A 22,999-nucleotide genomic window follows, 5' to 3' on the forward strand; every position below is an offset into this window, starting at 1 on the left:
CGACGCTCAGGCGTCGCGCAGGGCCGCGCGCAGCGGCACCGCCAGCGTCGCCGGCCGGCAGCGCCCCAGCCGCACCGCAGGCGTGCCGTGCCATTGCGCCGTCCGCGCGATGGCGGCGGCGAGGTCGCGCAGCAGCATTGGCGTCGCCTCCACCCCGGGTTCGAGGAACAGCGCCTTGACCTCGAACACGCCGCCGGCCCGGTGCGCCTTGGCGTCGAGCCGGCCGACCAGGCGGCCGCGGTGCAGGATCGGCAGCACGTAGTAGCCGAAGCGCCGCTTCGGCGCGGGCGTGTAGCACTCGATGGCGTACTCGAAGCCGAACATCGCCTGCACGCGGGCGCGGTCCCATACCAGCGGATCGAACGGCGACAGCAGCGCCGTATGCGTGGCGCGCAACTGCCCGCGCATCGCCTGGCCGAGCAGCTCGGCGTGGCCGGGGTGCACGTACCCCGGTGCGTCCCAGCCCTTCACCCGCACCTGCAACAGATCGCCCGCCGCCACCAGCGGCGCCAGCTCGGCATCGCCCACGGCCGGCTTGAGCCGGTAGTAGTCGGCGATCCAGCGCGCCTGGGTCACGCCCAGCGCATGCACGCTGTCGAGGATGAAGCGGCGGCGCAGGGCATCCGCGGGCGCATCGCAGGGCACGAACGGCGGATCGAGCTTCGCCAGCACCCGTTCGGCCAGGTCGTAGACCCGCTGGAAGCGGTCGCGCCGGGTCACCATCAGCTCGCCCAGGGCGAACCAGGCTTCCAGCCAGCGCTTCTCCGGCTTCCACTCCCACCAGCCGCTCGCGCCGCGGTCTTCGCGCGGAAAGTCCGCCGCGCGCACCGCGCCGTCCGCGCGGATGCGCGCCAGCAGCGCGTCCATCGCCGGACGATGCTCCCTGTGCATGCGCGCGGCATGCCGGTGCGCCCAGTGCCCGTCGCGCTCGCGCCAAGCGCGGTGCAGGCCGATCTCGGCCGCCGGCACGAAGCAGGCCTCGTGCGCCCAGCATTCGGCCAGCCGCCCCTGCGCCAGCGCTTCGTCCAGCCATTCCGGCGGGTAGGTACCCAGGCGCGCATGCAGGACCAGGTACGGGCTGCGCGCGACGACGTGGATGCTGTCGATCTGCAGCAGGCGCATGCGCTCGACCGCCGCCACCACGTCCTGCGCCCGCGCGCGGCGGCGCGGCGGGCGCAGCAGCCCCTGTGCCGCCAGATGCAGTCGCTGCGCCTGGACCAGGCCGAGCGGCTGCGATGCGGGGATGGCCGCCCTGGATGAAGGCTGACGCAACGACAACGCCTGTTTCACGGAACCTCGATGGTTATTGAGTCGCTCTATACAAACCGTCTGCTAGCGTGATTCCCGGCACGGCATCCGACGCCGCGCTCCGTCAGCGTCCGCGCCGACATCCGCTCGCAAGCCTCGCATTCTGGCATGGAGTATCGTCAATGAAATCCCGCAAACCCTTGCTGTCTGCCATCGCGGCCGGGTGCCTGTTGTGCACCGGCGCGCTCATGGCCCAGAACCAGCCGCAGAACCAGCCCATGCCTCAGGAGCAGCCGGTTCCGCCGCCACCGACGACCCAGCCGCCCCCACCGCCGCCCGATGCGCAGCCCGCGCCGATGCCGCCGTCGAGCATGCCGGCCACGCCGCCGCAACCCGCCGCGCCCGCGGATACGCCGCCGACACCGTCTTCGGCGCCGCCGGCCCCGGCCATGCAATCGTCCAGTCCCGACCAGACCAATCCCGGCCAAGCCGGAGACACCACCAACGGCACGGCCAGCATGAACACCCCGCAGGGCGAGGTCACCGTGCATTCGGGCATGCCGCCGGCGCCGTCCTTCGGCCCGCCGCCGGACTTCTCGCAACTGGCCAACGGCGGCAAGTCGATCAGCAGCGACCAGGCCGTGGCCTATCCGCCGCTGGCGAACGACTTCATCCACGCCGACCACAACCGCGACGGACGCATCAGCAAGAGCGAGTACCAGCGCTGGATCGACAACAAGTAGTCGCGGGCATCGCCCCGGCTTTCCCCGCGCCGGCCGCCGATGGCGGCCGGCGTCCTTCTTCATCCCGCGCTCACGGCGACAGGCAGGGCGCTCGGCTAGACTGCGCACCCGCCCGCGTCCCATGGAACCCTGCATGAAGCGATTGACCGCAGCCGCCGGCGTGGCCCTGCTCGCCGGCGTTTCGGCCGGCCCCGGCCACGCACAGAACCCCAACCCGATGGACATCCGCGCCTGCACGGCGATCGAGAGCGACGCCCAGCGGCTGGCCTGCTACGACCACGCCACCGGCCGCGTGAACATGCCGGTGGCGCGCAAGCGCGTGGACGAATCCACCGCGACGCCGGACATCTTCGGGCACGAGCGCGGCGACCGGCGCACCGCCGCAGCGGAGGACAACAGCGAGGTTTCCGCGCCGCTGTCGCTGCTCGACTCGCGCTGGGAACTGTCGCCGGAGAGCAAGCTCGGCACCTTCAACGTGCGCGGCTACAAGCCGGTCTACGTGCTGCCGGTGTTCGCCACCAGCCACCAGAACGACCGCCCGCAAAGCCCCAACCCGGACAACCGGGTCGACACCGCGCAGAACCTCGACCGCATGGAGGCGAAATTCCAGTTGAGCCTGAAGACCAAGGCCTGGCAGGGCGTGTTCGGCGACGCCGGCGACCTGTGGCTGGGCTATACCCAGTCGTCCCGCTGGCAGGTCTACAACAGCAAGCTGTCGCGCCCGTTCCGCGAGACCAACTACGAGCCCGAGGCGATGCTGGTGTTCGACACTCACTACCGGGTGCTCGGCTGGGAGGGACGCCTGCTCGGCATCGGCGTGAACCACCAGTCCAACGGCCGCTCCAACCCGCTCTCGCGCAGTTGGAACCGGGTGATCGCCGACGTCGGCTTCGAGCGCGACGGCTGGACGGTGATGCTGCGCCCGTGGTGGCGCATCCCCGAGGACCGCAAGAACGACGACAACCCGGACATCACCGACTACATGGGCCGCGGCGAGATGCAGGTCATCCGCGAATGGAACGGCCACGAGTTCGGCTTGCTGCTGCGGCACTCGTTCCGCGGCGGCAACCGCAGCCACGGCGCCGGCCAGTTCACCTGGAGCTTCCCGGTGGCCGGCAACCTGCGCGGCTACATGGAGTTGTTCAAGGGCTACGGCGAGAGCCTGATCGACTACAACCACAACGCCACCTACCTCGGCATCGGCGTGTCGCTGCTCGACTGGTACTAGGCCGGCGGCTCAGCGCCACCACGCGCGCTTGGTCCCGGTGAGGATCTTCAGCGTCTGCCCGCGCGCCAGCGGCAGCCGGCCGAGCGGGTGGAAGCAGCGGTCGCGCAGCCCGGCCAGGGCATCGCGCTCGGACTGGAACAGCGGCGTCAGCCAGCGGCTCAGCCGCTGGTACACTGCCAGGTGGTGCCGGCGACGCCTGCGGTAGGCATGCAGGGCCGCGTCGATGTCGCCGCCCATAGCCAAGGCATCGGCCAGCGCCTCGGCGTCGAGCAGGGCCATGTTCACGCCCTGCCCCAGTTGCGGGCTCATCGCATGCGCCGCATCGCCGACGAACACCACCCGCCCCTGCACCGGCGAGCGCAGCACCACGTCGCGGTAGCGCGCGCGGTGCAACTGGTCGGGCGACCGGACGCCGGCCAGCAGCGGCAACGCCTCCGGCCACAGCGCGCCGACGCGATCGCGCAGCCGCGCCAGCGCCGCCGCGTCGAACCCGTCCACCTGTCCGCCGGGCAGGCTGAAATAGAAGGTCAGCCAACGGCCGTCGCGGTCGGCGCGCTGGCCCACCGGCAGCAGGCCGATCATCTCGCGCACGCCGCCGTAGCGTTGCTGCAGCGTGTCCGCGTGCGGCCAGCCCTCGGCGGGCAGCAGGCACCACATCGCGCCCCACGGGTACAGCGACTGCCGCCGCACCAATGCCGGCATGCCGGCGCGCAGGCGCGAGTGCGCCCCGTCGGCGGCGACGATCAGGTCGAACGGGCCATGCCTGGCGCCGCGGCTGTCGCGCAGGTGGCGGTCGCCGTCGATCGCCTCGATGCACACGCCGGTATGGATCGCGGCGGCTTCCGCGTAGGCGTCGCGCAGCAGGGTGAACAGCGTGCCGCGGGTCAGGCCGACGCCGAAGCAACCGGCGGCATGCTCGGCATAACGCATGTCCATGACCCGGCGGCCCTGCACGTTGCAGCCGTACAGCCGCTCGATGCGCTGCCCGCGCGCCAGCGCCCGGTCGTGCAGACCCAGCCGAGCGAGCACGCCCAGCCCGGTCGGCTGCAGCAGGAAGCCGGCGCCGACCGGGCCCGGCGCGGGCGCCTGCTCGAACACGCTGAGCCGGTGGCCCTGCGCCGACAGGAACAGCGACGCCGCCTGGCCGGCGGCGCCGTAACCCACGATGGCGATACGCAGACCGCTCCGCATGCCCCGCTCCCCGATGGCGTCCTGCCGCGGCGCGGCCCCGATCCGGCTATTCGGCTCAGTGGTGGTGGCCGCCCGGGCCGTGCACGTGGCCGTGCTCGCGCTCCTCGGCCGTCGATTCGCGCACGTCGGCGACCTCGATGGCGAAGTGCAGGGTCTGGCCGGCCAGCGGATGGTTGCCGTCGATGAAGACCTGGTCGCCATCGACCTTGGTCACGGTGACGTTGATCGTGCCCTGCGGGCCGCTGCCCTGGAACTGCATGCCCGGCTGGATGTCCTGCACGCCCTGGAACGCCTCGCGCGGCACTTCCTGCACCAGCTCGTCGTGGCGCACGCCGTAGCCTTCCTCCGGCGCCACGTCGACCTTGAACTGGTCGCCGGCCTGGCGGCCGGCCATGACCTTTTCAAGGCCCGGCACGATCTGGCCGCTACCGTGCAGGTAGGTGAGCGGCTCGCGCCCTTCGGAGCTGTCCACGACCTGGCCCTGGTCGTCGGTCAGCGTGTAATGGAACGAAACCACGGAATGCTCGGCAATCTGCATGATTTTCTCGCCAATGGGGGGTGGGAAAACGCCGATCGGAATGCCGGCACGAAGTTCCAAGCATAGCAGCCCGCCCCGGCGGCTCCGCCCCGCGCTCCGCCGCGCCCCGGCCGTGTGACAATCGCCGCTTTGCCGAAACCGCCCGCCGATGAAGCCCTTGCTGGACGACTGGCGCCATCGCCCCACCCATCGCCGGGTGTGGGGGCTGGCCACGCCGATGATCCTGTCCAACCTCAGCGTGCCGCTGGTCGCGCTGGTGGACAGCGCGGTGGCCGGCCACCTGCCGCAGACGCACGAGCTGGGTGCGGTGGTGGTCGGCAGCGCCGTCTACGCCCTGCCGGTGTGGAGCATGGGCTTCCTGCGCATGGGCACCACCGGCTTCGCCGCGCAGGCCGCGGGCGCGGGCGACGGCTCGGCGCTGCGCACGGTGCTGGTCCAGGCGCTGGCGCTGGCCGTGCTGTTCGCGCTGGCGGCGGTGGCGCTGATGCTGCCGCTGCTGCCTTGGCTGATCGCACAGATGCGTCCCTCCGCGGCGCTCGGCTCGCTCGGCGTGGACTACCTGCACCTGCGCCTGTTTGGCCTGCCGGCGGCGCTGCTCAACTACGCGCTGGCCGGCTGGTTCATCGGCGCGCAGAACGCCCGCGTGACGCTGGCCCTGCTGCTGGTCACCAACCTGGTCAACATCGCCCTGAACCTGTGGTTCGTGCTCGGCCTGCGCCTGGGCGTGCCGGGCATCGCGCTGGCCTCGGCGGGCGGCGAATGGTGCGGCGCGCTGTTCGGCCTGTGGCGCGCCCGCGCCGCGCTGCGCGGGACGGCCGGCCGGATCGACTGGGCGGCGATGCGCGGCTGGCCACACTGGCGGCCGCTGCTCGCGGTCAACCGCGACATCTTCGTGCGCACGCTGGCGCTGGAAGGAGTGTTCTTCTCGCTGTCGGTCGTCGGCACGCGGCTGGGCGACGCCACCGTCGCCGCCAATGCCCTGCTGCTGAACGGCCTCATGCTCACGGCGTTCGGGCTGGACGGCCTGGCCAACGCGGTGGAGGCGCTCAGCGGCCACGCCATCGGCGCCCGCGATCCGCTGGCGCTGCGCCGCGCGCTGGTGGTCGCCGGCGGCTGGTCGCTGCTGGCCAGCCTGGGCTACGCGCTGTTCTTCGCGGTGGCCGGGCACTTGTTCGTCGACCTGCAGACCGACCTGCCGCAGGTGCGCGCGCTGGCCTACCGCTACCTGCCCTGGCTGGCCGCACTGCCGCTGGTGGCGGTATGGAGCTACCTGCTCGACGGCCTGTTCATCGGCGCCACCCGGGGGCGCGAGATGCGCGACGGGATGCTGCTGTCGGTGGCGCTGTTCGCACTGTTCGCCTGGCTCGGCCGCGGCCTGGGCAACGACGGCCTGTGGCTGGCGTTCCTGCTGTTCATGCTGGCGCGCGGGCTGAGCCTGGGCTGGTTCGCCCTGCGCCTGGGCCGCCGCCGGGCATGGGCGGGCTGAGCCTCAGCCCGCCAGTTCCTGCTGCAGGTCCTTGGCGATCTTCGCCGGGGTGTCGGTCGGCGCATAGCGCCGCACCACCTGCCCGTCGGGGCCGACCAGGAACTTGGTGAAGTTCCACTTGACCGCCTCGCTGCCGAGGATGCCCTTGCCCTCGTGCTTCAGCCACTGGTACAGCGGATGCGCGCCGTCGCCGTTGACCTCGATCTTGGCGAACATCGGGAAGGTCACGTCGTACTGGGTCGAGCAGAAGGACTTGATCTGCGCCTCGTCGCCCGGCTCCTGGTGGCCGAACTGGTCGCAGGGGAAACCCAGCACCACCAGGCCGCGGTCGCGCTGCTGCTGCCACAGCGTCTCCAGCCCCTCGTACTGCGGGGTGAAGCCGCACTTGGAGGCAACGTTGACGATCAGCAGGGTCTTGCCGCGCCATTCGTCGAGCTTGCGCTCGTTGCCGTCGATGTCCCGTGCGCTGAAATCGTAGACGCTGGTCATGCCATGCTCCCGGCCTGTGGTTCCCCCGAGTCTACGCGCTTGCGCATGACATAGAATGCCCTGCCCGGTGCTTGCCCCAAGGACTGCCGTGATCCGCTTCTCCGATGTGCACAAGTCCTACCGCGTGGACGGCCGCGACATTCCCGCCCTGCAGCCGTTCGACCTTGCCATCGAAAGCGGCGAGGTGTTCGGCATCATCGGCCATTCCGGCGCGGGCAAGTCGACCCTGATCCGGCTGATCAACCTGCTCGAGCGACCCAGCGGCGGGCGCATCGCGATCGACGGCGTGGAGATGACCACGCTGGACGAGCCCGCGCTGCGCGTGCAGCGACGGCGCATCGGCATGATCTTCCAGCACTTCAACCTGCTCGCCTCGCAGACCGTGGCGGACAACGTCGCGTTCCCGCTGCGCCTGGCCGGCGAGCGCGATGCCGGGACGATCCGCGCGCGGGTCGACGAGCTGCTGGCGCGGGTCGGCCTCGCCGCGCATGCGGACAAATACCCGTCGCAGCTCTCCGGCGGCCAGAAGCAGCGCGTGGGCATCGCCCGCGCGCTGGCGAACCGGCCCTCGATCCTGCTCTGCGACGAAGCGACCAGCGCGCTGGACCCGCAGACCACCGCCTCGGTGCTCGACCTGCTGGCCGAGATCAACCGCGAGCTGAAGCTCACCATCGTGCTGATCACCCACGAGATGGACGTGGTGCGGCGCGTCTGCGACCGCGTCGCCGTGCTGGATGCCGGGATAATCGTAGAGAGCGGCGCGGTGGCCGACGTGTTCCTGCACCCGCAGCACCCGACCACCCGGCGCTTCGTCAACGAGGCGCTGCCGGAAGAGGCCGCCACCGAGCAGGCGCCGTTCGCCCGCGTGCCGGGCCGCATCCTGCGCCTGTCGTTCCGCGGCGAGGCCACCTGGACGCCGACGCTGAGCCGGGTGATGCGCGAGACCGGGGTGGACTTCAACATCCTCGCCGGCCGCATCGACCGCATCAAGGCGTTGCCCTACGGCCAGCTCACCCTGGCGATGGAGGGCGCCGGCGTGGACCGGGCGCTGGCCGCGCTGCGTGCCGCCGGCATCGAGATCGAGGAGATCGCCGCATGAGCGCCCCCGTCCTGCAGACCCTGTTCCCGCACATCGACGACTGGGCCGAGATCGGCCGCGCCTGCGTCGATACGCTGCTGATGCTCGGCGGCTCGCTGGCGCTCACCGTAGTGATCGGCCTGCCGCTGGGTGTGCTGCTCTACCTCACCGGCAAGGGCCAGCTGCGCGAGATGCCGAAGCTGTACGGCGTGCTGTCGCTGCTGGTGAACGTGCTGCGCTCGATCCCCTTCATCATCCTGATGATCGTGCTGATGCCGGTCACCTACGCCCTGGTGGGCACCAAGCTGGGCATCCGCGGCGCGATCCCGCCGCTGGTGATCGGCGCGGCGCCGTTCTTCGCGCGGCTGGTGGAGACCTCGCTGCGCGAGGTGCAGCAGGGCGTGATCGAGGCCAGCCAGGCGATGGGCGCCAGCGTGTGGCAGATCGTGCGCCACGTGCTCCTGCCGGAGGCGCGCGGCGGGTTGATCGCCAGCACCACGGTCACCGCCATCGCCCTGGTCGGCTATACCGCGATGGGCGGCGCGATCGGCGCCGGCGGCCTGGGCGACCTGGCCTACCGCTACGGCTACCTCAGCTACCAGTCCGACTACATGCTGGTGACGGTGGTGCTGCTGGTGGTGCTGGTGCAACTGCTGCAGATGCTCGGCGACCGCATCGTCTCCCGTTATAACCGCCGCTGATCTGGTTATTTGCCCGTGGCGGTATGGACGGCTATTCTGTTGTGCAACGCACAAAGGCCGATCCCATGAAACTGCTGCTTGCCGCCATCGTCGCCCTCTCCGCCCTGTTCCTGCTCGCCTGCTCGTCGTCGGGCGGCGACCCGGCCAAGGAGGACACGCTGACCGTGGCCGCCACCGCGGTGCCGCACGCCGAGATCCTCAAGCAGGTCAAGCCGCTGCTGGCGAAGGAAGGCGTGGACCTGCAGATCAAGGTGTTCGCCGACTACGTGCAGCCGAACCTGCAGGTGGCCGAGAAGACCATCGACGTCAACTACTTCCAGACCAAGCCTTATCTGGACGCATTCAACCGCCAGCGCGGCACCCGGCTGGCGATCGTCACCGGCGTGCACATCGAGCCGTTCGGCGCCTATTCGCGCAAGCTCAAGAGCATCGACCAGCTTCCCGACGGCGCCACGGTGACCCTGCCGAACGACCCGAGCAACAACAGCCGCGCCCTGCTCCTGCTGGCGAAACATGGGCTGATCACGCTGAAGGACCCGAACAACGAGCTGTCCACGCTGAAGGACATCACCGCCAACCCGAAGCAGCTCAAGTTCAAGGAACTGGAGGCGGCGATGCTGCCGCGCACGCTGGACGAGGTGGACCTGGCGCTGATCAACACCAACTACGCGCTCGCCGCCGGGCTCAACCCGCAGAAGGACGCCCTGCTGATCGAGAGCAAGGACTCGCCCTACGTGAACTACCTGGTCAGCCGCGAGGACAACAAGGACGACCCGCGCGTGCAGAAGCTCGCCAAGGCGCTGACCAGCCCCGAGGTGAAGGCATTCATCGAGCAGAAGTACCAGGGCGCGGTGCTGCCTGCGTTCTGACTTCGCCCGGGCCTTTCGCCAGCGCACCGCCGTCTGCGGGCAGGGGAGCCCGGTTTCCAGAGCCCCGGCCTTTCTTCGTAGGCTCACGCCCTTCCCCGCCTGCGGAGAAGAATCTGGGGAGAGGTGCGCGGCGGGCTGATCGCCGGCCCTCAAGCCCTTTCCGGCCGCTCCCGTTCAGGGGAGCCGGGCAAGTCAAGCTCCCTGTGACGCCGGAATCCCGAACACCTGCCGCAGGTAGGCGACGTAGGCCGCGTCCTCGCACATGTTCTTGCCCGGCGAGTCGCTGAGCTTGGCGACCGGCTGGTCGTTGCAGCGGACCATCTTGATCACGATGTTCAGCGGCGTGGGGCCGACATCGTTGGTGAGGTTGGTGCCCACGCCGAAGGCGAGCCTGCAGCGGCCGCGGAAATGCGCGTACAGCTCCATCACCTTGGGGATGTCCAGGCCGTCGCTGAACACCAGCACCTTGCCGCTCGGGTCGACCCGGTTGGCCTGGTAGTGCGCCAGCACGCGGTCGCCCCAGACGAACGGGTCGCCCGAATCGTGGCGGGTGCCGTCGAACAGCTTGCAGAAGTACATGTCGAAATCGCGCAGGAAGGCGTCCAGGCCGTACACGTCCGACAGCGCGATGCCGAGGTCGCCGCGGTATTCCTTCGCCCACGCCTCCAGCGCCGCCACCTGCGAATCGCGCAGGCGCGGACCGAGCGCCTGGTGCGCCTGCAGGTATTCGTGCGCCAGCGTGCCCAGCGGGGTCAGGCCCAGCTTCCAGGCCAGCCATACGTTGCTGGTGCCGGCCAACTGGCCGCCAAGCTCGTCGCGCAGGATCGTCGCCACCTCGGCGTGCCATTCGCGCGAATAGCGGCGGCGGGTGCCGTAGTCGGCGACCTTGCAGTCCTCGTAGCCCGGGGCGTCGCGCAGCAGGGCGATCTTCGCGCGCAGCCGGCGGCGTCCCTCGGCCAGGTCCAGGCCCGCGCTGGTACGGCGGAAGTACACCTCGTTGACGATCGCCAGCAGCGGCACCTCGAACAGGATCGTATGCAGCCACGGCCCGCGGATGCGGATCTCGATCTCGCCGTTGCCGCTCGCCGCCGGCGCGATCTCCACGTACTTGGCGTTGAGCTGGAACAGCCCCAGGAAATCGACGAAGTCGCTCTTGATGAAGCGCCAGCCGCGCAGGTAGTCCAGCTCGGCCGGGGTGAAGCGCAGCGAGCACAGCGCCTCCAGCTCGGCGCGGATCTCGTCGATGCACGGCACCAGGTCGATGCCCGGGTTGCGGCACTTGAAGCGGTACTCGACCTGCGCGGCCGGGTACTGGTGCAGCACCACCTGCATCATCGAGAACTTGTAGAGGTCGGTGTCGAGCAGGGAGGAAATGATCATCGTGCGCCCGGTGGGGGAGCTGCGCGGGGTTGCGCGGCGGGGAACCCGATTATCGGCGCGCCGGGCACGGCATGGCGAGCGCATCGGGCCCCGGCACAAAAAACCCCGACAGCCAGGGGAGTAGCTGTCGGGGTCCGTCAGGTCGGCGCGTCATAAGTTGGGGAGTGAGAGGGGCCGACCCCCCAGCGGTGCGATGGACTGCCCCGCTTCCTGTCGCCGTCACGGCGATACGCGGACTTAGTGCGGCCGGCGCGCGACAAGTTCAAGGGTGCCGGCGGATCGGTTCAGCTTCCCGCCAGCCAGGCAACCGTCGCACCCGGCCTTGCCGGTTCAGGGCGCCGCCTTCGGCGGCTTCAGCTTCGATCCGGGCCGCGCGAGAGCGTACATCTCCCAACTGATCTGCTTGAGCAGGCCCTGGCGGTCCTTGCCCTGCACGTACAGGTCGCCATGCGTGCGGTCCGGCAGGAAGCGGAAATCCGCCTTCGCGTGCAGTCCGTCCAGCACGGCCTTGAACCGGTGCGCGGCGCCGTCGAGGTAGAACGTATCGGCGGTGCCGACGATCAGGTGGATCTTGCCGTCCAGGTCCGGCTTCAGCGCGGCCCAGTTCGTCTTCACCCGGTGCGCGATGTCGTAGTGGTCGCGCCAGTAGGCGACCACCGCCGGATCGACCGCGCCGGTGTCGCGGTCGAACATCGGCTGCGGCCGGCCGTCCTTCCCGCGCGGCGAGAACACCCATTCGAACGAGGCGAGCTGGCCGCCATAGTCGCCCAGCACCCGCTCCAGCCGGGCGAACTGCTCGAAGGTGCCCAGCACCTTGCCGTGGTCGCGCACCAGCGGAATGGCCGTGCCGTCCGGCCGGCGGTAGGCGTTGGCGTCCGGCGCGTAGAGGTCCACGCCGGTGAAGTCGTGGAAGTCGCTGGGGTCCGGCGCGGTGGACCAGGTGCCGCCGAACAGCTTCGGATAGCGCGTCTGCAGCCACAGCGTGGCCCAGCCGCCGGACGAATGGCCGTTGAGGAAGCGCCCCTGCGGGCGGGCATCCATCCGGTACTTCGCTTCCAGTTGCGGGATCAGCTCCTCGGTGAGCGCATGCCCCCAGGGGCCGTTGTTCACCGAGTCGGCGAACTCGTGCGTGCCGGTGGGGCTGGATTCGTCGAGGAACACCCAGATCATCGGCGGCATCTCGCCCTTGGCCATCGCCGCGTAGACGTTCGCCAGCACGCCGGTGACACGGTCGTTGTTGCCGCCGAAACCCTGCGTGTAATAGACGGTGGGATAGCGCACCGCCGCGCCGGCGTCGTAGCCGGGCGGCAGCAGCACGCGGCCGCGCATGGCGATCGGCCGGCCCCAGAACGCCGACAGCGACGGGCTGGCGAAGTCGATCGGTTCGGCATGCCTGCGCGCCTCGTCCAGCGCCGCCTGCATGCCCTCCGGCGCCGAGGCGGACGCCTTCCACGGGTCGCGCGCCGGCAGCGCCTTGTCCAGGGTCAGCGTCGGCGTGCCCGCCGCCGGCAGGTGCAGCTTCACCACCGCGCTGACCAGGTCGCCCGCGCCACGGCCGGTGTAGTTGTAGCTGTGGTCCACGTCGAGCACCGCCTGCACCAGGTAGTCGCCCGGCGGCAGTTGCGAATAGCCGGTAGGGAAGGCCAGCCCGTCGGTGTCGATGTCCACGCCTTCGCGTGGCGCCAGGCGGCTCACCTCGCGCGCCGCCACGGCGGTCTGCGTGGCGCGGAACGGGTTGGCGTCGACCTCCTCCACCTTGCCGCCCTTCGCAGCCGCCTCGGCCGCCCGGGCCTCGGTGGCGAACAGCAGCAGGCGGCCGGACACCGGCTGGGCCGACGCGCCGCCGAGTTCGACGCGGAACTGACGGTGGGCGGCCGGCGCGGCTGGGCCGGCCCAGGCCGCACCGGCCAGCAGCGACGAACACAGCAGCACGACAACGAAACGACGATCACGCATGGGAAAGACTCCTTAACAAGTTCCCGCCATGGAGTGCCGTCGCGGGCGGCCATCGCCCGCGCCGGCAAGGGATTCACGGCCGGGCGGTCACTCCGGCTTGTCCGCCTTCACCGGCGCCAGGCGCAGGTCCTGGAAGTCGAAGCTGAAGTCGGTCAGCGGCGAGATCGGCTGCATCCGCGCCTCGCGGACGTGGCCGTCCTCGTCCAGCGCGAAGCTCACGAAGGCATCGGCGTTGAGCGTGCGGTCGTCCCAGCGCACGGTGAAGGTGTCGTGCTGCCAGGGCGTCATCGTGCCGACCAGTTGCCGGGTCTTGCTGAAGCGCAGGCGCAGCTTGCCGTTCTCCTGGCTGACTACGACGTCGCCGTACCACGGGTCGCGGTAGGTGCCGGCGTACTTCGCCAGCGCCAGCGACGGCTTGCCGTTCTTGTCGCGCGCGGCCTCGTGCCTGGCGAAGCTGTCGTCGGCCTTCGACTCGGACAGCTTCACCGCCTTGGCGTAGGCGGCGACCCAGTCGGTCTTCTGGTCCGGGTTGAGGTAGGCGTCGAGCGCGCGGTAGGTGACCGCATTGAAGGCCGCGCCGGACTCGGCGTTGGTCAGCACCACCACGCCGAGCTTCAGCTCCGGCACCAGGGTCAGCCGCGAGACCATGCCCGGCCAGCCGCCGGTGTGCCACACCAGCTTCCTGCCGCGGTAGTCGGACAGGAACCAGCTCTCGCCGTAGCCGGAGAAGTTCGGCACCAGTGGCGCCAGCTCGGGGATCGGCGGCTTGCCGATCCTGATCGGGGTGAGCACGCTCCACATCTCGTGCTGGCTCTCCTCGGAGAACAGCCGCGCCGGCTTGCCGTCGGCGCCCGTGGCGGGCAGCGCGCCGCCGGCCAGTTGCACGTTCATCCACTTCGCAAGGTCGTGCACGCTGGCGTAGATGCCGCCCGCGCCGGGGTCGTTGAGCCAGGCCATCGGCGGCACCGGCTTCAGGTCCTTGAAGTCGGCCTTGGCATGGCCGGTGGCCACGTCCATGCCGGGCTTGAGGTAGGTCATGTCGACCAGCGATTCGTCCATGCCGACCGGCTTGAAGATGTGCTCGCGCAGGTAGTCGGCGAAGCTCTGCCCGGAGGCCTGCTCGATCACCAGCGTCGCCACGGCGAACAGGATGTTGTCGTAGGCGTAGCCGCTGCGGAAGCCGTTCTTGATCGGCACCTTCGCCAGGCGCTCGACCACCTCTTTGGTGGTGTACGAGGTCGGCGGCCAGTACAGCAGGTCGCCCGCGCCGAGTGACAGGCCGCTGCGGTGCGCGAGCAGGTCGCTGATGCGCATCTCGTGCGTCACGTAGGCGTCGGACATGCGGAACCACGGCAGGTGGTCGATCACCCGGTCGTCCATCTTCAGCTTGCCGGCCTCGGCCAGTTGCTGCAGGGCGGCCGCGGTGAACGCCTTGGTGTTGGAGGCGATCGCGAACAGCGTGCGCGCGTCCACCTTGTCCGGCTTGCCCATCTCGCGCAGGCCGAAGCCCTGCTCCATCACCACCTGGCCGTCCTTGACGATCGCCACCGCGATGCCCGGCACGTCGAAGGCCTTGCGCGCGCTGTCCACGTAGGCGCCGAAATCCTGCAACTGCGCCGGCAGCAGCGGACGCGCGCCGTCGTGCGTGGCGACCGGCAGGTCGGACGGCTTCGCCGTCGCCGGCGTCTGCGCCCATGCGCTGGCGGCGAACACGAACAGGGCACAGCAACCCGCCACGCGCGGGGAGAAGGCTCGCAGGGACATCGTCGGCTCCGGCTGTTTCAAAGCCATGAACTATCCCGGCAAACCGCCGCGGATGCCAGCCCCGCAAGTCATCCGCGCGGCGCCGCGGCCACCGGCCTGCGGCAGGCTAGCCGGCGCGTGCCGCCGCGCGGTGCGCGTCCAGCCAGGGCGCCAGCGAGACCGACCAGAGGTTGTCGTTGCCGTTGTCCCACGCCTGCATGCGCGCGATGTCCTGCCCGGCCTGCGCGGGGGTACGCGGATAGGACACCTTCACTCCCCGGACGCTGCTGAAGTAGAGCGTGCGATGGTCCGGCCCCAGGTGCGAGCCCCACGGGTTGCCGATGTTGACCCGGTCGCCCAGGTCGATGGGCGCGCCCCAGCGGCTGCCTTCGCGGAACGCGATGTACAGCCGGTCGGGCGCGTCCTTGCCGGCGTAGTTCGCGTCGAACACGATGAACGACTCGTCCGGCGCGACCGCCGGGTCGAGCTCGTGCGAATCCGGCGAGCCCAGGCCGACGGCCACCGCCTCGAGGTAATGGCCGTCGCGGTACTGCGAGCGGTACAGGCGGAAATCGCCGTTGGCCGGATCGGGGCGCTGGAAATACACGCTGCCGTCGGCGGCGACGCTCGGCGCGTAGGTGCGCGTGCTGGCGTTCACGGTATCCGGCAGGCGCACCGGCACGCCCCAGCCGTCGCCGCGGCGGTCGACCCGCCACAGGTGGCCGCCGGAACCCGGCTGCACCTTGCCGTTGGCCATCACGGCGTCCAGCGGCCTGCCGCCCCCGGCGTCCGGCCGGTTCGAGCTGAAGACCAGGAAGGAACCGTCGGGCGCCATCGCCGGATCGTGGTCGAGCCATTGCCCGGAGAACGGCGCGATCCGCGGCGCCGACCATCCGCCGGCGCCCTTGTGCGAGACCAGGATCGCCGCGTTCGGCCAGCGGATACGGTCGAAGAACACGGTGTTGCCGTCCGGCGTGAACGCCGCCGAGTCCTCGCTCGCCGGACCGGAGATCGCGCCCGGGGCGAACACCTCCGGCACCGCCGCCGCAACCGTGGCGGCGCGACTGCCAGCGGCCATGCCGCAGGCGAGCGCCACCGCAAGCAACATGTCGCCGGCATGCTTCATGGACGTCATCCTGGTGGGGGATCGGGGAAACGACTGGATACGCCGGCGCCCGCGACGCGGCGCGTGCTGGAAGTCATGCGCCCGCGCGCACCGGCGTGGCAAGATGCGATGCCGCCTTGCCCACGATTTCCCCATGACCGCTCCCGCCCCGCATGGCGACCTGTTCGCCGGCACTTCGCCAGCCTCGCCGATCCGCGTCGGCATCGGCGGCTGGAACTACGCGCCGTGGCGCAGGAACTTCTACCCCGACGGACTGGTGCAGCGGCGCGAGCTGGAATACGCCAGCCGCCAGTTGCGCGCGATCGAGATCAACGGCACCTACTACGGCGCGCAGAAGCCGGCGACCTATGCGAAGTGGGCGGCCGAAACGCCGGACGGCTTCGTGTTCTCGCTGAAGGCGCCGCGCTACGTCACCGAGGGCAAGCGGCTGGCCGACGCCGGGCGCGGCATCGATGGCTTCGTCCGCGGCGGCCTGGAGGAATTCGGCGCGCGGCTGGGGCCGATCCTGTGGCAACTGCCGCCGTCGCGCACGTTCGACGCCGACGACCTGGCCGCCTTCCTCGACCGCCTGCCGCGCGAACTGGCCGGACGGCCGCTGCGGCACGTGCTGGAGGTGCGCCACCCGGGTTTCCTGTGCGAGGCCTATGTGTCCCTGGCCCGCGCGCGGGCCGTGGCGACCGTGTTCACCGACTCCGACGTCCACCCCTCGCTGGCCGACCTCACCGGCGGCTTCGTCTATGCGCGGCTGATGCGCAGCCAGTCCGGCATCGCCACCGGCTACGCGCCGGCCGCGCTCGACGAGTGGGCGCATCGGGCGCGTGAGTGGGCGCAGGGCGGCGATCCGGCGGACCTGCCGCACGTCGCCGGCCCGTCCGCCGCGGAGCGGCGCGACGTGTTCGTGTTCTTCATCAGCAGCGCGAAGGAGCGCAACCCGGCCGCGGCGATGGCCCTGCAGCAGCGCGTGGACGCCGCCTGACGCGGCCAGCCGAACGGCCTGCCGCATCCCGCCCGCCTACCAGGGTCGCTCCAAGGCTCTACACTCGGCGCCTCGCCCGCCTCCGGCCGCCTCCATGCGTTCACTGAAATCGCTCGCCATCCTGCTGGTGCTGCTCGCCGCCGCCTGGTTCTGGCACCGGCCGGCACCGCCGCAGGCCGCCGCGCCGCAGGCCAGCCAGGCCGAGGCCGCGTCCGCCGCCCTGCCCGCCTTCCTGCCGCCGGAAGCGCGCGACACGCTGGCCCGGATCGCCCGCGGCGGTCCCTTCGAGCATCGCCAGGACGGCAGCGTGTTCGGCAACCGCGAAGGCATGCTGCCGGCCATGCCGCGCGGCTACTACCGCGAATACACGGTGGAGACGCCCGGCCTCGGCTATCGCGGCGCGCGCCGCATCATCGCCGGCGGCGACCCTCCCGAGGTGTACTACTACACCGACGACCACTACCGCAGCTTCCGCCGCTTCCAGGCCGCCCGATGAACCACACGCCTTTCCAGATCGACCCCACCGACGCCGGCGGCAACGGCGTGTTCTTCGTCACCGCCGACGACCTGCCGCCGCTGGCCGAATCCGCCCGCAAGGCCGGTCTGGCGCTGGCCCGGCTCAGCCTGCACGGCTGCCACGACAAGCGCGAACTGCTCGACCGGCTCGCCGTCGCGCTGCGCCTGCCGGAGGATTTCGGGCGCAACTGGGACGCGCTGGCCGACAGCCTGCGCGACCTCGCCTGGCTGGACGCTCCCGGCTACCTGCTGCAGTTCGAGCACGCCGACGACCTGCAGGACGCCGACGAGGAAGAATTCAGCACCCTGCTGGACATCCTCGACGAGGCCGCGGCCAGTTGGAGCGACGAAGACGTGCCGTTCTTCGCCTTCCTCGCCCTGCCCGCCGATGCGTTCGCGGAAGAAGACGACGACGCGACGCCAGCCGCCGCGGCCGGGCCGGCCGCGCAGCCGCTGGTGTTCCACCTCGACCGCGACCACGTCGAACTCAACCAGTTGCTGAAGCTGATGGGACTGTGCGACAGCGGCGGCGCCGGCAAGGCGATGGTCGCCAGCGGCGCGGTCGCGGTGAACGGCCGGCAGGAGCTGCGCAAGACCTGCAAGATCCACGCGGGCGACCGCGTTGAGGTCGATGGCGTGGTGATCCAGGTGCGGGCCGCCGGCTGACGCCGAGCGTTCAGCGCCGGCCCGGCGGCCGGTCGCCGCGCGGCCGCCGGCGCGGCGTGCGCGCCTTGCGAAGCGCGGCGGCATGCGCCAGCCGCGCCCACGGCAGCATGGCCTGCGGATCGTCCATCGCGGCCGCCGGCACCGACCAGTAGCTGAGCGCCTTGCCGGCATATTCGAACGGCCGGCAGCCGGCGGCGGCGAACGCGGGCCGGGTCTCCTCGTCGGTCTTCAGGTAGACGCCCTCGCCCATCGCCAGCGCGATCATCCGCCCGTCGTGATACAGCCCGTGGCCACCGAACATCGACCGCGCCCGGATCGGCCCGAGCAGGCCGAACAGGTCGCGCAGGTGGTCGACGAAGCCGTTCATGGCGCCGGCGCGGGCCGGGTCAGCCGAGCGCGGCCAGCCGCCGGTCCAGCGCGTCGCCGGGTGGCAGGCGCAGCAGGAACTCGGTCTCCAGCACCTGGCGGATCTCGGCGACGTCGCCGAGCACGCGCCGCAACGGCTCCGCCTCCGGCCGGCGCACGGTGAATTCGCGGTTGCGCAGGGTCAGCCGGCGGTCGTGCGCGGTGCGCGCCACGATCAGGTCCGCCAGGAAATGCGACTCCGGATAGGTCGACACGTAGTGGTTGCCCACCACGTAATCCACCGTGTGGCGCGGTTGCAGGTCGAACCGGTACAGCGTGAGCCACTGGCCGCGCACCTGCGCCTGCATGGCCCAGTCGCCGCCGTCGACCGGCATCAGCCGGAACGGCTCCAGTTGCGTCGCCTGCGCGACGCCGGGCTCCAGCCGCAGCGCGCCCGCCAGCGTCATGCTGCCGAAGCCGACGTCGGCCAGCCAGCTCTGCCCTTCCAGCTCGATCCGCAGCAGCATGTGCGTCTGTGCGGTGATCGCGTCCTCGGGGCGGTTCCACAGCACGCGGGCGATCAGCCCGGACACCTGGAAGCCGACGAGGCGCAATGCCTCGGCGAACAGCAGGTTCTGCTCGAAGCAATAGCCGCCGCGGCCAGCGTGCACCAGCTTGCGCTCCAGCGCGGCCGGGTCCAGCCACACCGGCACGCGCAGCAGCGGGTCGAGGTTCTCGAAGGCGATCGCCGCCACGTGCGCGGTCGCCAGCGACCTCAGGGTGGCGAGGTCGGCGGCCACCGGCCGCGCGTGGCCGACGCGCCGCAGGTAGGCATCCAGGTCGATGGTGTGGGACATGCGCAAGCCGGACAGGGGGAGTGCCCAATCTACCACCGCACCGGAGACTGGCAGCGGACCCGGCCCTGCCCGCCGGATGCCTGGCGACCGGTCCGGGCGTAACCTCGCGCCGTCGGGCGGCGAATGTCCTTGCGTCCCCCCGACCTTCGGAGATCCGCCATGGCCTTCCATCGATTCCGGCGCCTGTCCCGCGCCGTCTTGCTCGCCGCGCTGGCCGGGCTGGGCGCCTGTACCGCCGCCTCGGCCGCGAACGACGCCGTGGCGCTGCCGGACCCGGCCCTGGACCCGGCACCCGCCGCGCCCGGGGAGCAGGTGGCGGTCTTTGCCGGCGGCTGCTTCTGGGGCGTGGAAGCCGTGTTCGACCACGTCAAGGGCGTGCGCCGGGCCTGGTCCGGCTATGCCGGCGGCAGCGCGGACACCGCGAACTACGAGCGGGTCAGCGAGGGCGACACCGGCCACGCCGAATCGGTGAAGGTGCTGTACGACCCGCGCCAGGTCAGCTACGGGCAACTGCTCAAGGTGTTCTTCTCGGTGGCGCACGATCCGACCCAGCTCAACCGGCAGGGGCCGGACCGCGGCACGCAGTACCGTTCGGCGATCTTCTACGGCAACCCGCTGCAGCGGCAGGTCGCCGGCGCGTACATCGCCCAGCTCGGCGCCGCCCACGTCTACCCCGCCCCGGTGGTGACCCAACTGGTGCCGCTGAAGGCGTTCTACATGGCCGAGGCCTATCACCAGGACTATGCCAGCGAGCATCCGGACAACCCCTACATCGCCATCAACGACGCGCCGAAGGTGGCGCGCCTGAAGCAGTTGTTCCCCGATCTCTACCGGCCGCAGGAATCGGTGGTGCAGGTGCGGTTGCGCTAAGAGCCTGTTCAAAGGCTCCCAGGTATTCCCTGCGGGGCGCCATCCCGGCGGCTCTCGAAGGCCGAAGGGCCGGTCAAGCTCTAGGTTTTGGGGTAAAGGAAAAGTCGCTGGATTCCTGCTTTCGCAGGAATCCAGTGCCTCCATGTCCAACGAGTCGGAAACGCCGAGCGACCTACCCATCGGCTGTTGAAAAGCACCTTCGTCACGCGCTGGGGATGACGGGCAGAACCGGCCTTCGCCCAGGCCCCGCCAACAACCCGGCCTCAGCTCTTGCTCGGCGGCACCAGTTGGAGCTTGGCCGGACCGGGGCGCAGTTGCGGGCGCAGCAGGCGCACGACATCCTCCGGCGGCATCGGCCGCGAATACAGGTAACCCTGCCCTTCCACGCAGCCGGCGCGCAGCAGGAACTCATGCTGGGCGGTAGTCTCGATGCCCTCGGCGATCGGACACAGGCCCAGGCTCTTGGACAGCGCCAGCATCGCCTCGACGATCGCCGCATCGTTGGCGTTGTCCGGCAGGCCGGCGACGAAGGACTGGTCGATCTTCAGGTAGGCGATCGCCGGCAGCTTCAGGTAGGCCATCGAGGAATAGCCGGTGCCGAAGTCGTCGATCGCCACGCCCACGCCGAGCGCGTGCAGGGCGTTCATGGTCTTCTCGGTGTCCTCGCCCAGGCGCAGGATCGCGCTCTCGGTGACTTCCAGCAGCAGCCGCTGCGGCGCCAGCTGCATCGCCTCCAGCGCCTGCCGGATGTCGTTGACGAAGGACGGGTAGCCGTAGGAAGTGGCCGAGACGTTTATCGCCATCCGGATCGACGGCAGGCCTACGGCGTCCCAGCGCCTCATCTGCGCGCAGGCGGTGCGCAGCACCCATTCGTCGATGTGCCGGATCAGGCCGAGCTTTTCCGCCATCGGGATGAACTCCGCCGGGTGGATCTCGCCGCGCTGCGGGTGCTGCCAGCGCAGCAGCGCCTCCACCGCGAGGATGCGCCCGCTGCGCAGCTCCACGCTCGGCTGGAACACCAGCCGGAACTCGTCGCGCGCCAGCGCCTGGCGCAGCTCGGTCACCAGCGCGAGGCGCTTGCGCGCATCGGCCTGCATCATCGGCGTGTAGAAGCGGAACGCGTTGCGCTCCTCGGTCTTGGCCAGGTACATCGCCGCGTCGGCATTGGCGATCAGCGCCGTCGGGTTGCCGCCGTCCAGCGGATAGCCGGCGATGCCGATGCTGGCGCTGAGCACGATCTCGTAGTCGCCCACCGGCAGCGGCTCGGACAGCACGGTGAGCAGTTGCCGGGCCAGCAGGCCGGCCTGCTCGCGCGATTCGAGCCCGCCGAGCAGCACGGTGAACTCGTCGCCGCCGATGCGGCCGACCAGCCCGCGCCCTTCCACCAGCCGCCGGATGCGCTCGGCCACCTCGCTCAGCAGCAGGTCGCCGATCGCATGGCTGTAGCTGTCGTTGACCACCTTGAAGGCGTCCAGATCGACGAACAGCACGGCCAGCGCGCTGCGGTCGCGCGCCGCCGCGGCGATCGCCCGGGCGCAACTGCGCTCGAATTCCACGCGGTTGACCAGGCCGGTCAGCGGATCGTGGGCGGCAAGGTATTCGAGCCGCTGCTGGTTCGCCTTGGTCGTGCTGATGTCGGTGATCACGGCGACGTAGTGCTGCACCCGCCCCTGCTCGTCGCGCAGCGCGCTGATGCTCAGCCGCTCCGGGTAGCTGGTGCCGTCGCGGCGGCAACTCCTCACCTCGCCCTGCCAGTTGCCGCCCGCGGCGACGATCTGCCACAGCGACGCCGGCAGGCTCGAACCGTCCGGCAGGCAGCGGGTCTCGTCGATGCGCCGGCCGCGCAGGCCGTCGCCGTCGAAGCCGGTGATCGCGTTGTGCGCGGCGTTGGCCGAGACCACCCGGCGTCCCGCATCGGCGATGATCACGCCCTCGGCGATGCTGGCCAGCGCCTCCGCGCCGATGCGCCGCTCCTGCTCCAGTTGCATCCGCTCGGTGACGTCGCGGATGATCGCCTGGCGCACCACGCGGTCGCCCCAGTGGACCAGGCTGCTCTGCGTTTCCACCGCGCGCTGCCGGCCGCGCACGTCGCGCAGGACGCCCGGCCCCTCCTGCTTCGGCGACATGCCCAGCAGGTGGCTGAACGATTCGCCGATCAGCGCGGCCGCCCCGCTCCCGGTCAGTTGGGCGGCCGCGCGGTTCGCGTCGAGGATGCGCTCGCTGCCCTCGTCGATCATCACGATGGCGTCGGCGGCGCTGTCGAACAGCAGTTGGTAGCGTTCCTCGGTGCCGCGGATGCGGGCCAGGATGCGCCGCGCCAGCAGCAGCCACACCAGCGAAGCGAGGCAGGCCGCCACCGAGACGCAGGCGAACAGCACCCAGCCCATCCAGGTGGCGCCGAGCGCGATCGCCTGCGAGAACAGCTTCGCGCGCGGCTCGATGTAGCTGTTCAGCGCATGGATGCGCGCGCGTTGGCGGGCGACCTCCGCGCCGCTGACGGCGCCGCCCGCGTAGGCGCGCTGCAGCTCCCCGGCGATCGTGCCCAGCTCGGCGATCGCCGCGTCGGTGGAGCGCCAGGCACGCAGGGCGTCGCCCACGTAGGGCGCGTCCGGGAAATGGTGCAGGATGAAGATTACCCCGCGGATCGCCGCCGGGATGGTGTTGCCGTGGCTCAGCACCGCCGCCACCTGGGCATAGTCGTAATGCCCGCTGGCGGTCACGTCGCGGACCCAGCGGTCCGCGCCGAGCACGGCATAGTTGCGCCTGAAATTGTCGAGGTCGCCGGCCCGGCCGTCGGCCGCATAGGCGTCCAGGTCGATCACCGCCTGCTTCTGCGCCTTGGACCAGACGCTCTCGCCGTTGAGGAAACCGGCGAGAGCGACCTGGATCTGGAGAGCTCCCCAGGTGAGCGCCAGGGTCAGCCCGATGACGGCTGCCAGGGCATACACCAGCGGCACCAGTCGCCGTGAAAGCGGTCTTTGCAAGGTAGCCCC

General features: G+C 70.7%; 22 protein-coding genes and 1 pseudogene. 11 read left to right on the forward strand and 12 right to left on the reverse strand.

Going from position 1 to position 22,999, the window contains the following annotated elements; all coding sequences use genetic code 11:
* Positions 1 to 6: 6 nt before the first annotated feature.
* Positions 7 to 1,272 (reverse strand): crosslink repair DNA glycosylase YcaQ family protein, encoded by a 1,266-nt coding sequence (locus tag ASG87_RS09430; protein ID WP_235499607.1) that lies wholly within the window; start codon positions 1,270 to 1,272, stop codon positions 7 to 9.
* Positions 1,273 to 1,531: 259 nt separating this feature from the next.
* The gene (locus tag ASG87_RS20900; protein ID WP_235499608.1) at positions 1,532 to 1,699 is read right to left on the reverse strand and encodes a hypothetical protein; all 168 of its coding nucleotides are present in this window, start codon (positions 1,697 to 1,699) and stop codon (positions 1,532 to 1,534) included.
* Here ASG87_RS20900 and ASG87_RS20905 point away from each other — a divergent pair.
* A complete protein-coding gene (locus ASG87_RS20905; RefSeq protein WP_056004254.1) occupies positions 1,698 to 1,991 on the forward strand; it encodes a hypothetical protein in 294 nt (97 codons plus the stop codon). The genes ASG87_RS20900 and ASG87_RS20905 overlap by 2 nt on opposite strands.
* A gap of 133 nt (positions 1,992 to 2,124) precedes the next feature.
* Positions 2,125 to 3,219 (forward strand): phospholipase A, encoded by a 1,095-nt coding sequence (locus ASG87_RS09440; RefSeq protein ID WP_056004258.1) that lies wholly within the window; start codon positions 2,125 to 2,127, stop codon positions 3,217 to 3,219.
* Between the two features lie 9 nt (positions 3,220 to 3,228).
* Here ASG87_RS09440 and ASG87_RS09445 read toward each other — a convergent pair whose 3' ends face one another.
* Both ASG87_RS09445 and ASG87_RS09450 read right to left on the reverse strand, forming a co-directional pair.
* Positions 3,229 to 4,410 (reverse strand): NAD(P)/FAD-dependent oxidoreductase, encoded by a 1,182-nt coding sequence (locus ASG87_RS09445; RefSeq protein ID WP_157510992.1) that lies wholly within the window; start codon positions 4,408 to 4,410, stop codon positions 3,229 to 3,231.
* Between the two features lie 55 nt (positions 4,411 to 4,465).
* Positions 4,466 to 4,948, reverse strand: coding sequence for a peptidylprolyl isomerase (locus ASG87_RS09450; RefSeq protein WP_056004261.1), 483 nt, complete (start codon positions 4,946 to 4,948; stop codon positions 4,466 to 4,468).
* Positions 4,949 to 5,096: 148 nt separating this feature from the next.
* Between ASG87_RS09450 and ASG87_RS09455 the strand changes: the two genes are divergently transcribed.
* Positions 5,097 to 6,434, forward strand: coding sequence for an MATE family efflux transporter (locus ASG87_RS09455; protein ID WP_056004264.1), 1,338 nt, complete (start codon positions 5,097 to 5,099; stop codon positions 6,432 to 6,434).
* 3 nt (positions 6,435 to 6,437) lie between these two features.
* On the opposite strand, the gene ASG87_RS09460 is transcribed toward ASG87_RS09455, so the two are convergent.
* Positions 6,438 to 6,923, reverse strand: a complete 486-nt coding sequence (locus ASG87_RS09460; protein ID WP_056004267.1) for a glutathione peroxidase — start codon at positions 6,921 to 6,923, stop codon at positions 6,438 to 6,440.
* Between the two features lie 88 nt (positions 6,924 to 7,011).
* On the opposite strand from ASG87_RS09460, the gene ASG87_RS09465 reads away from it, so the two are divergent.
* The 3 genes from ASG87_RS09465 (at position 7,012) to ASG87_RS09475 (ending at position 9,571) form a co-directional block, all read left to right on the forward strand.
* The gene (locus ASG87_RS09465) at positions 7,012 to 8,022 is read left to right on the forward strand and encodes a methionine ABC transporter ATP-binding protein (RefSeq protein WP_056004270.1); all 1,011 of its coding nucleotides are present in this window, start codon (positions 7,012 to 7,014) and stop codon (positions 8,020 to 8,022) included.
* Positions 8,019 to 8,702 carry a methionine ABC transporter permease gene (locus ASG87_RS09470; protein ID WP_056004274.1) on the forward strand — a complete coding sequence of 228 codons (684 nt, stop codon included), beginning with the start codon at positions 8,019 to 8,021 and terminating at the stop codon, positions 8,700 to 8,702. Before ASG87_RS09465 ends, ASG87_RS09470 begins: the two co-directional genes overlap by 4 nt.
* A 65-nt stretch (positions 8,703 to 8,767) precedes the next feature.
* On the forward strand, positions 8,768 to 9,571 hold the full coding sequence (locus tag ASG87_RS09475; protein ID WP_056004277.1) for a MetQ/NlpA family ABC transporter substrate-binding protein: 804 nt from the start codon (positions 8,768 to 8,770) through the stop codon (positions 9,569 to 9,571).
* A gap of 192 nt (positions 9,572 to 9,763) precedes the next feature.
* On the opposite strand, the gene pncB is transcribed toward ASG87_RS09475, so the two are convergent.
* The 4 genes from pncB to ASG87_RS09495 all read right to left on the reverse strand — a co-directional run bounded on the left by pncB (position 9,764) and on the right by ASG87_RS09495 (position 15,776).
* Positions 9,764 to 10,951, reverse strand: a complete 1,188-nt coding sequence (pncB, locus tag ASG87_RS09480) for a nicotinate phosphoribosyltransferase (RefSeq protein WP_056004280.1) — start codon at positions 10,949 to 10,951, stop codon at positions 9,764 to 9,766.
* A gap of 330 nt (positions 10,952 to 11,281) precedes the next feature.
* On the reverse strand, positions 11,282 to 12,907 hold the full coding sequence (locus tag ASG87_RS09485) for an alpha/beta hydrolase-fold protein (protein ID WP_056004287.1): 1,626 nt from the start codon (positions 12,905 to 12,907) through the stop codon (positions 11,282 to 11,284).
* A gap of 87 nt (positions 12,908 to 12,994) precedes the next feature.
* Positions 12,995 to 14,671: a serine hydrolase gene (locus tag ASG87_RS09490; protein ID WP_056004413.1), complete on the reverse strand. Its 1,677-nt coding sequence runs from the start codon at positions 14,669 to 14,671 to the stop codon at positions 12,995 to 12,997.
* 106 nt (positions 14,672 to 14,777) lie between these two features.
* Positions 14,778 to 15,776, reverse strand: coding sequence for a PD40 domain-containing protein (locus ASG87_RS09495; protein ID WP_056004290.1), 999 nt, complete (start codon positions 15,774 to 15,776; stop codon positions 14,778 to 14,780).
* 133 nt (positions 15,777 to 15,909) lie between these two features.
* Here ASG87_RS09495 and ASG87_RS09500 point away from each other — a divergent pair, with 133 nt between their 5' ends.
* From ASG87_RS09500 to ASG87_RS19335, 4 genes and pseudogenes are all read left to right on the forward strand, one after another.
* A complete protein-coding gene (locus ASG87_RS09500) occupies positions 15,910 to 16,752 on the forward strand; it encodes a DUF72 domain-containing protein (protein ID WP_056004293.1) in 843 nt (280 codons plus the stop codon).
* A gap of 94 nt (positions 16,753 to 16,846) precedes the next feature.
* Positions 16,847 to 17,248, forward strand: a complete 402-nt coding sequence (locus ASG87_RS09505) for a ribonuclease domain-containing protein (protein ID WP_056004296.1) — start codon at positions 16,847 to 16,849, stop codon at positions 17,246 to 17,248.
* Positions 17,245 to 17,604: pseudogene (locus tag ASG87_RS09510) on the forward strand (barstar family protein); the annotation flags it as partial. The gene ASG87_RS09505 and the pseudogene ASG87_RS09510, both read left to right, overlap by 4 nt.
* A 117-nt stretch (positions 17,605 to 17,721) precedes the next feature.
* A complete protein-coding gene (locus ASG87_RS19335) occupies positions 17,722 to 17,934 on the forward strand; it encodes an RNA-binding S4 domain-containing protein (protein WP_268761807.1) in 213 nt (70 codons plus the stop codon).
* 10 nt (positions 17,935 to 17,944) lie between these two features.
* Here the strand turns inward: ASG87_RS19335 and ASG87_RS09515 are convergent, their stop codons facing one another.
* Positions 17,945 to 18,301: a TfoX/Sxy family protein gene (locus ASG87_RS09515; protein ID WP_056004299.1), complete on the reverse strand. Its 357-nt coding sequence runs from the start codon at positions 18,299 to 18,301 to the stop codon at positions 17,945 to 17,947.
* A gap of 19 nt (positions 18,302 to 18,320) precedes the next feature.
* Positions 18,321 to 19,136 (reverse strand): arylamine N-acetyltransferase, encoded by an 816-nt coding sequence (locus ASG87_RS09520; protein ID WP_056004302.1) that lies wholly within the window; start codon positions 19,134 to 19,136, stop codon positions 18,321 to 18,323.
* Between the two features lie 159 nt (positions 19,137 to 19,295).
* Here ASG87_RS09520 and msrA point away from each other — a divergent pair, with 159 nt between their 5' ends.
* Positions 19,296 to 20,006 (forward strand): peptide-methionine (S)-S-oxide reductase MsrA, encoded by a 711-nt coding sequence (msrA, locus tag ASG87_RS09525; protein WP_056004304.1) that lies wholly within the window; start codon positions 19,296 to 19,298, stop codon positions 20,004 to 20,006.
* Positions 20,007 to 20,269: 263 nt separating this feature from the next.
* Here the strand turns inward: msrA and ASG87_RS09530 are convergent, their stop codons facing one another.
* Positions 20,270 to 22,954, reverse strand: a complete 2,685-nt coding sequence (locus ASG87_RS09530) for an EAL domain-containing protein (RefSeq protein WP_326937892.1) — start codon at positions 22,952 to 22,954, stop codon at positions 20,270 to 20,272.
* Between the last annotated feature and the right edge of the window lie 45 nt (positions 22,955 to 22,999).

The organism is Frateuria sp. Soil773, assembly GCF_001428405.1.
Lineage (GTDB): Bacteria > Pseudomonadota > Gammaproteobacteria > Xanthomonadales > Rhodanobacteraceae > LMSL01.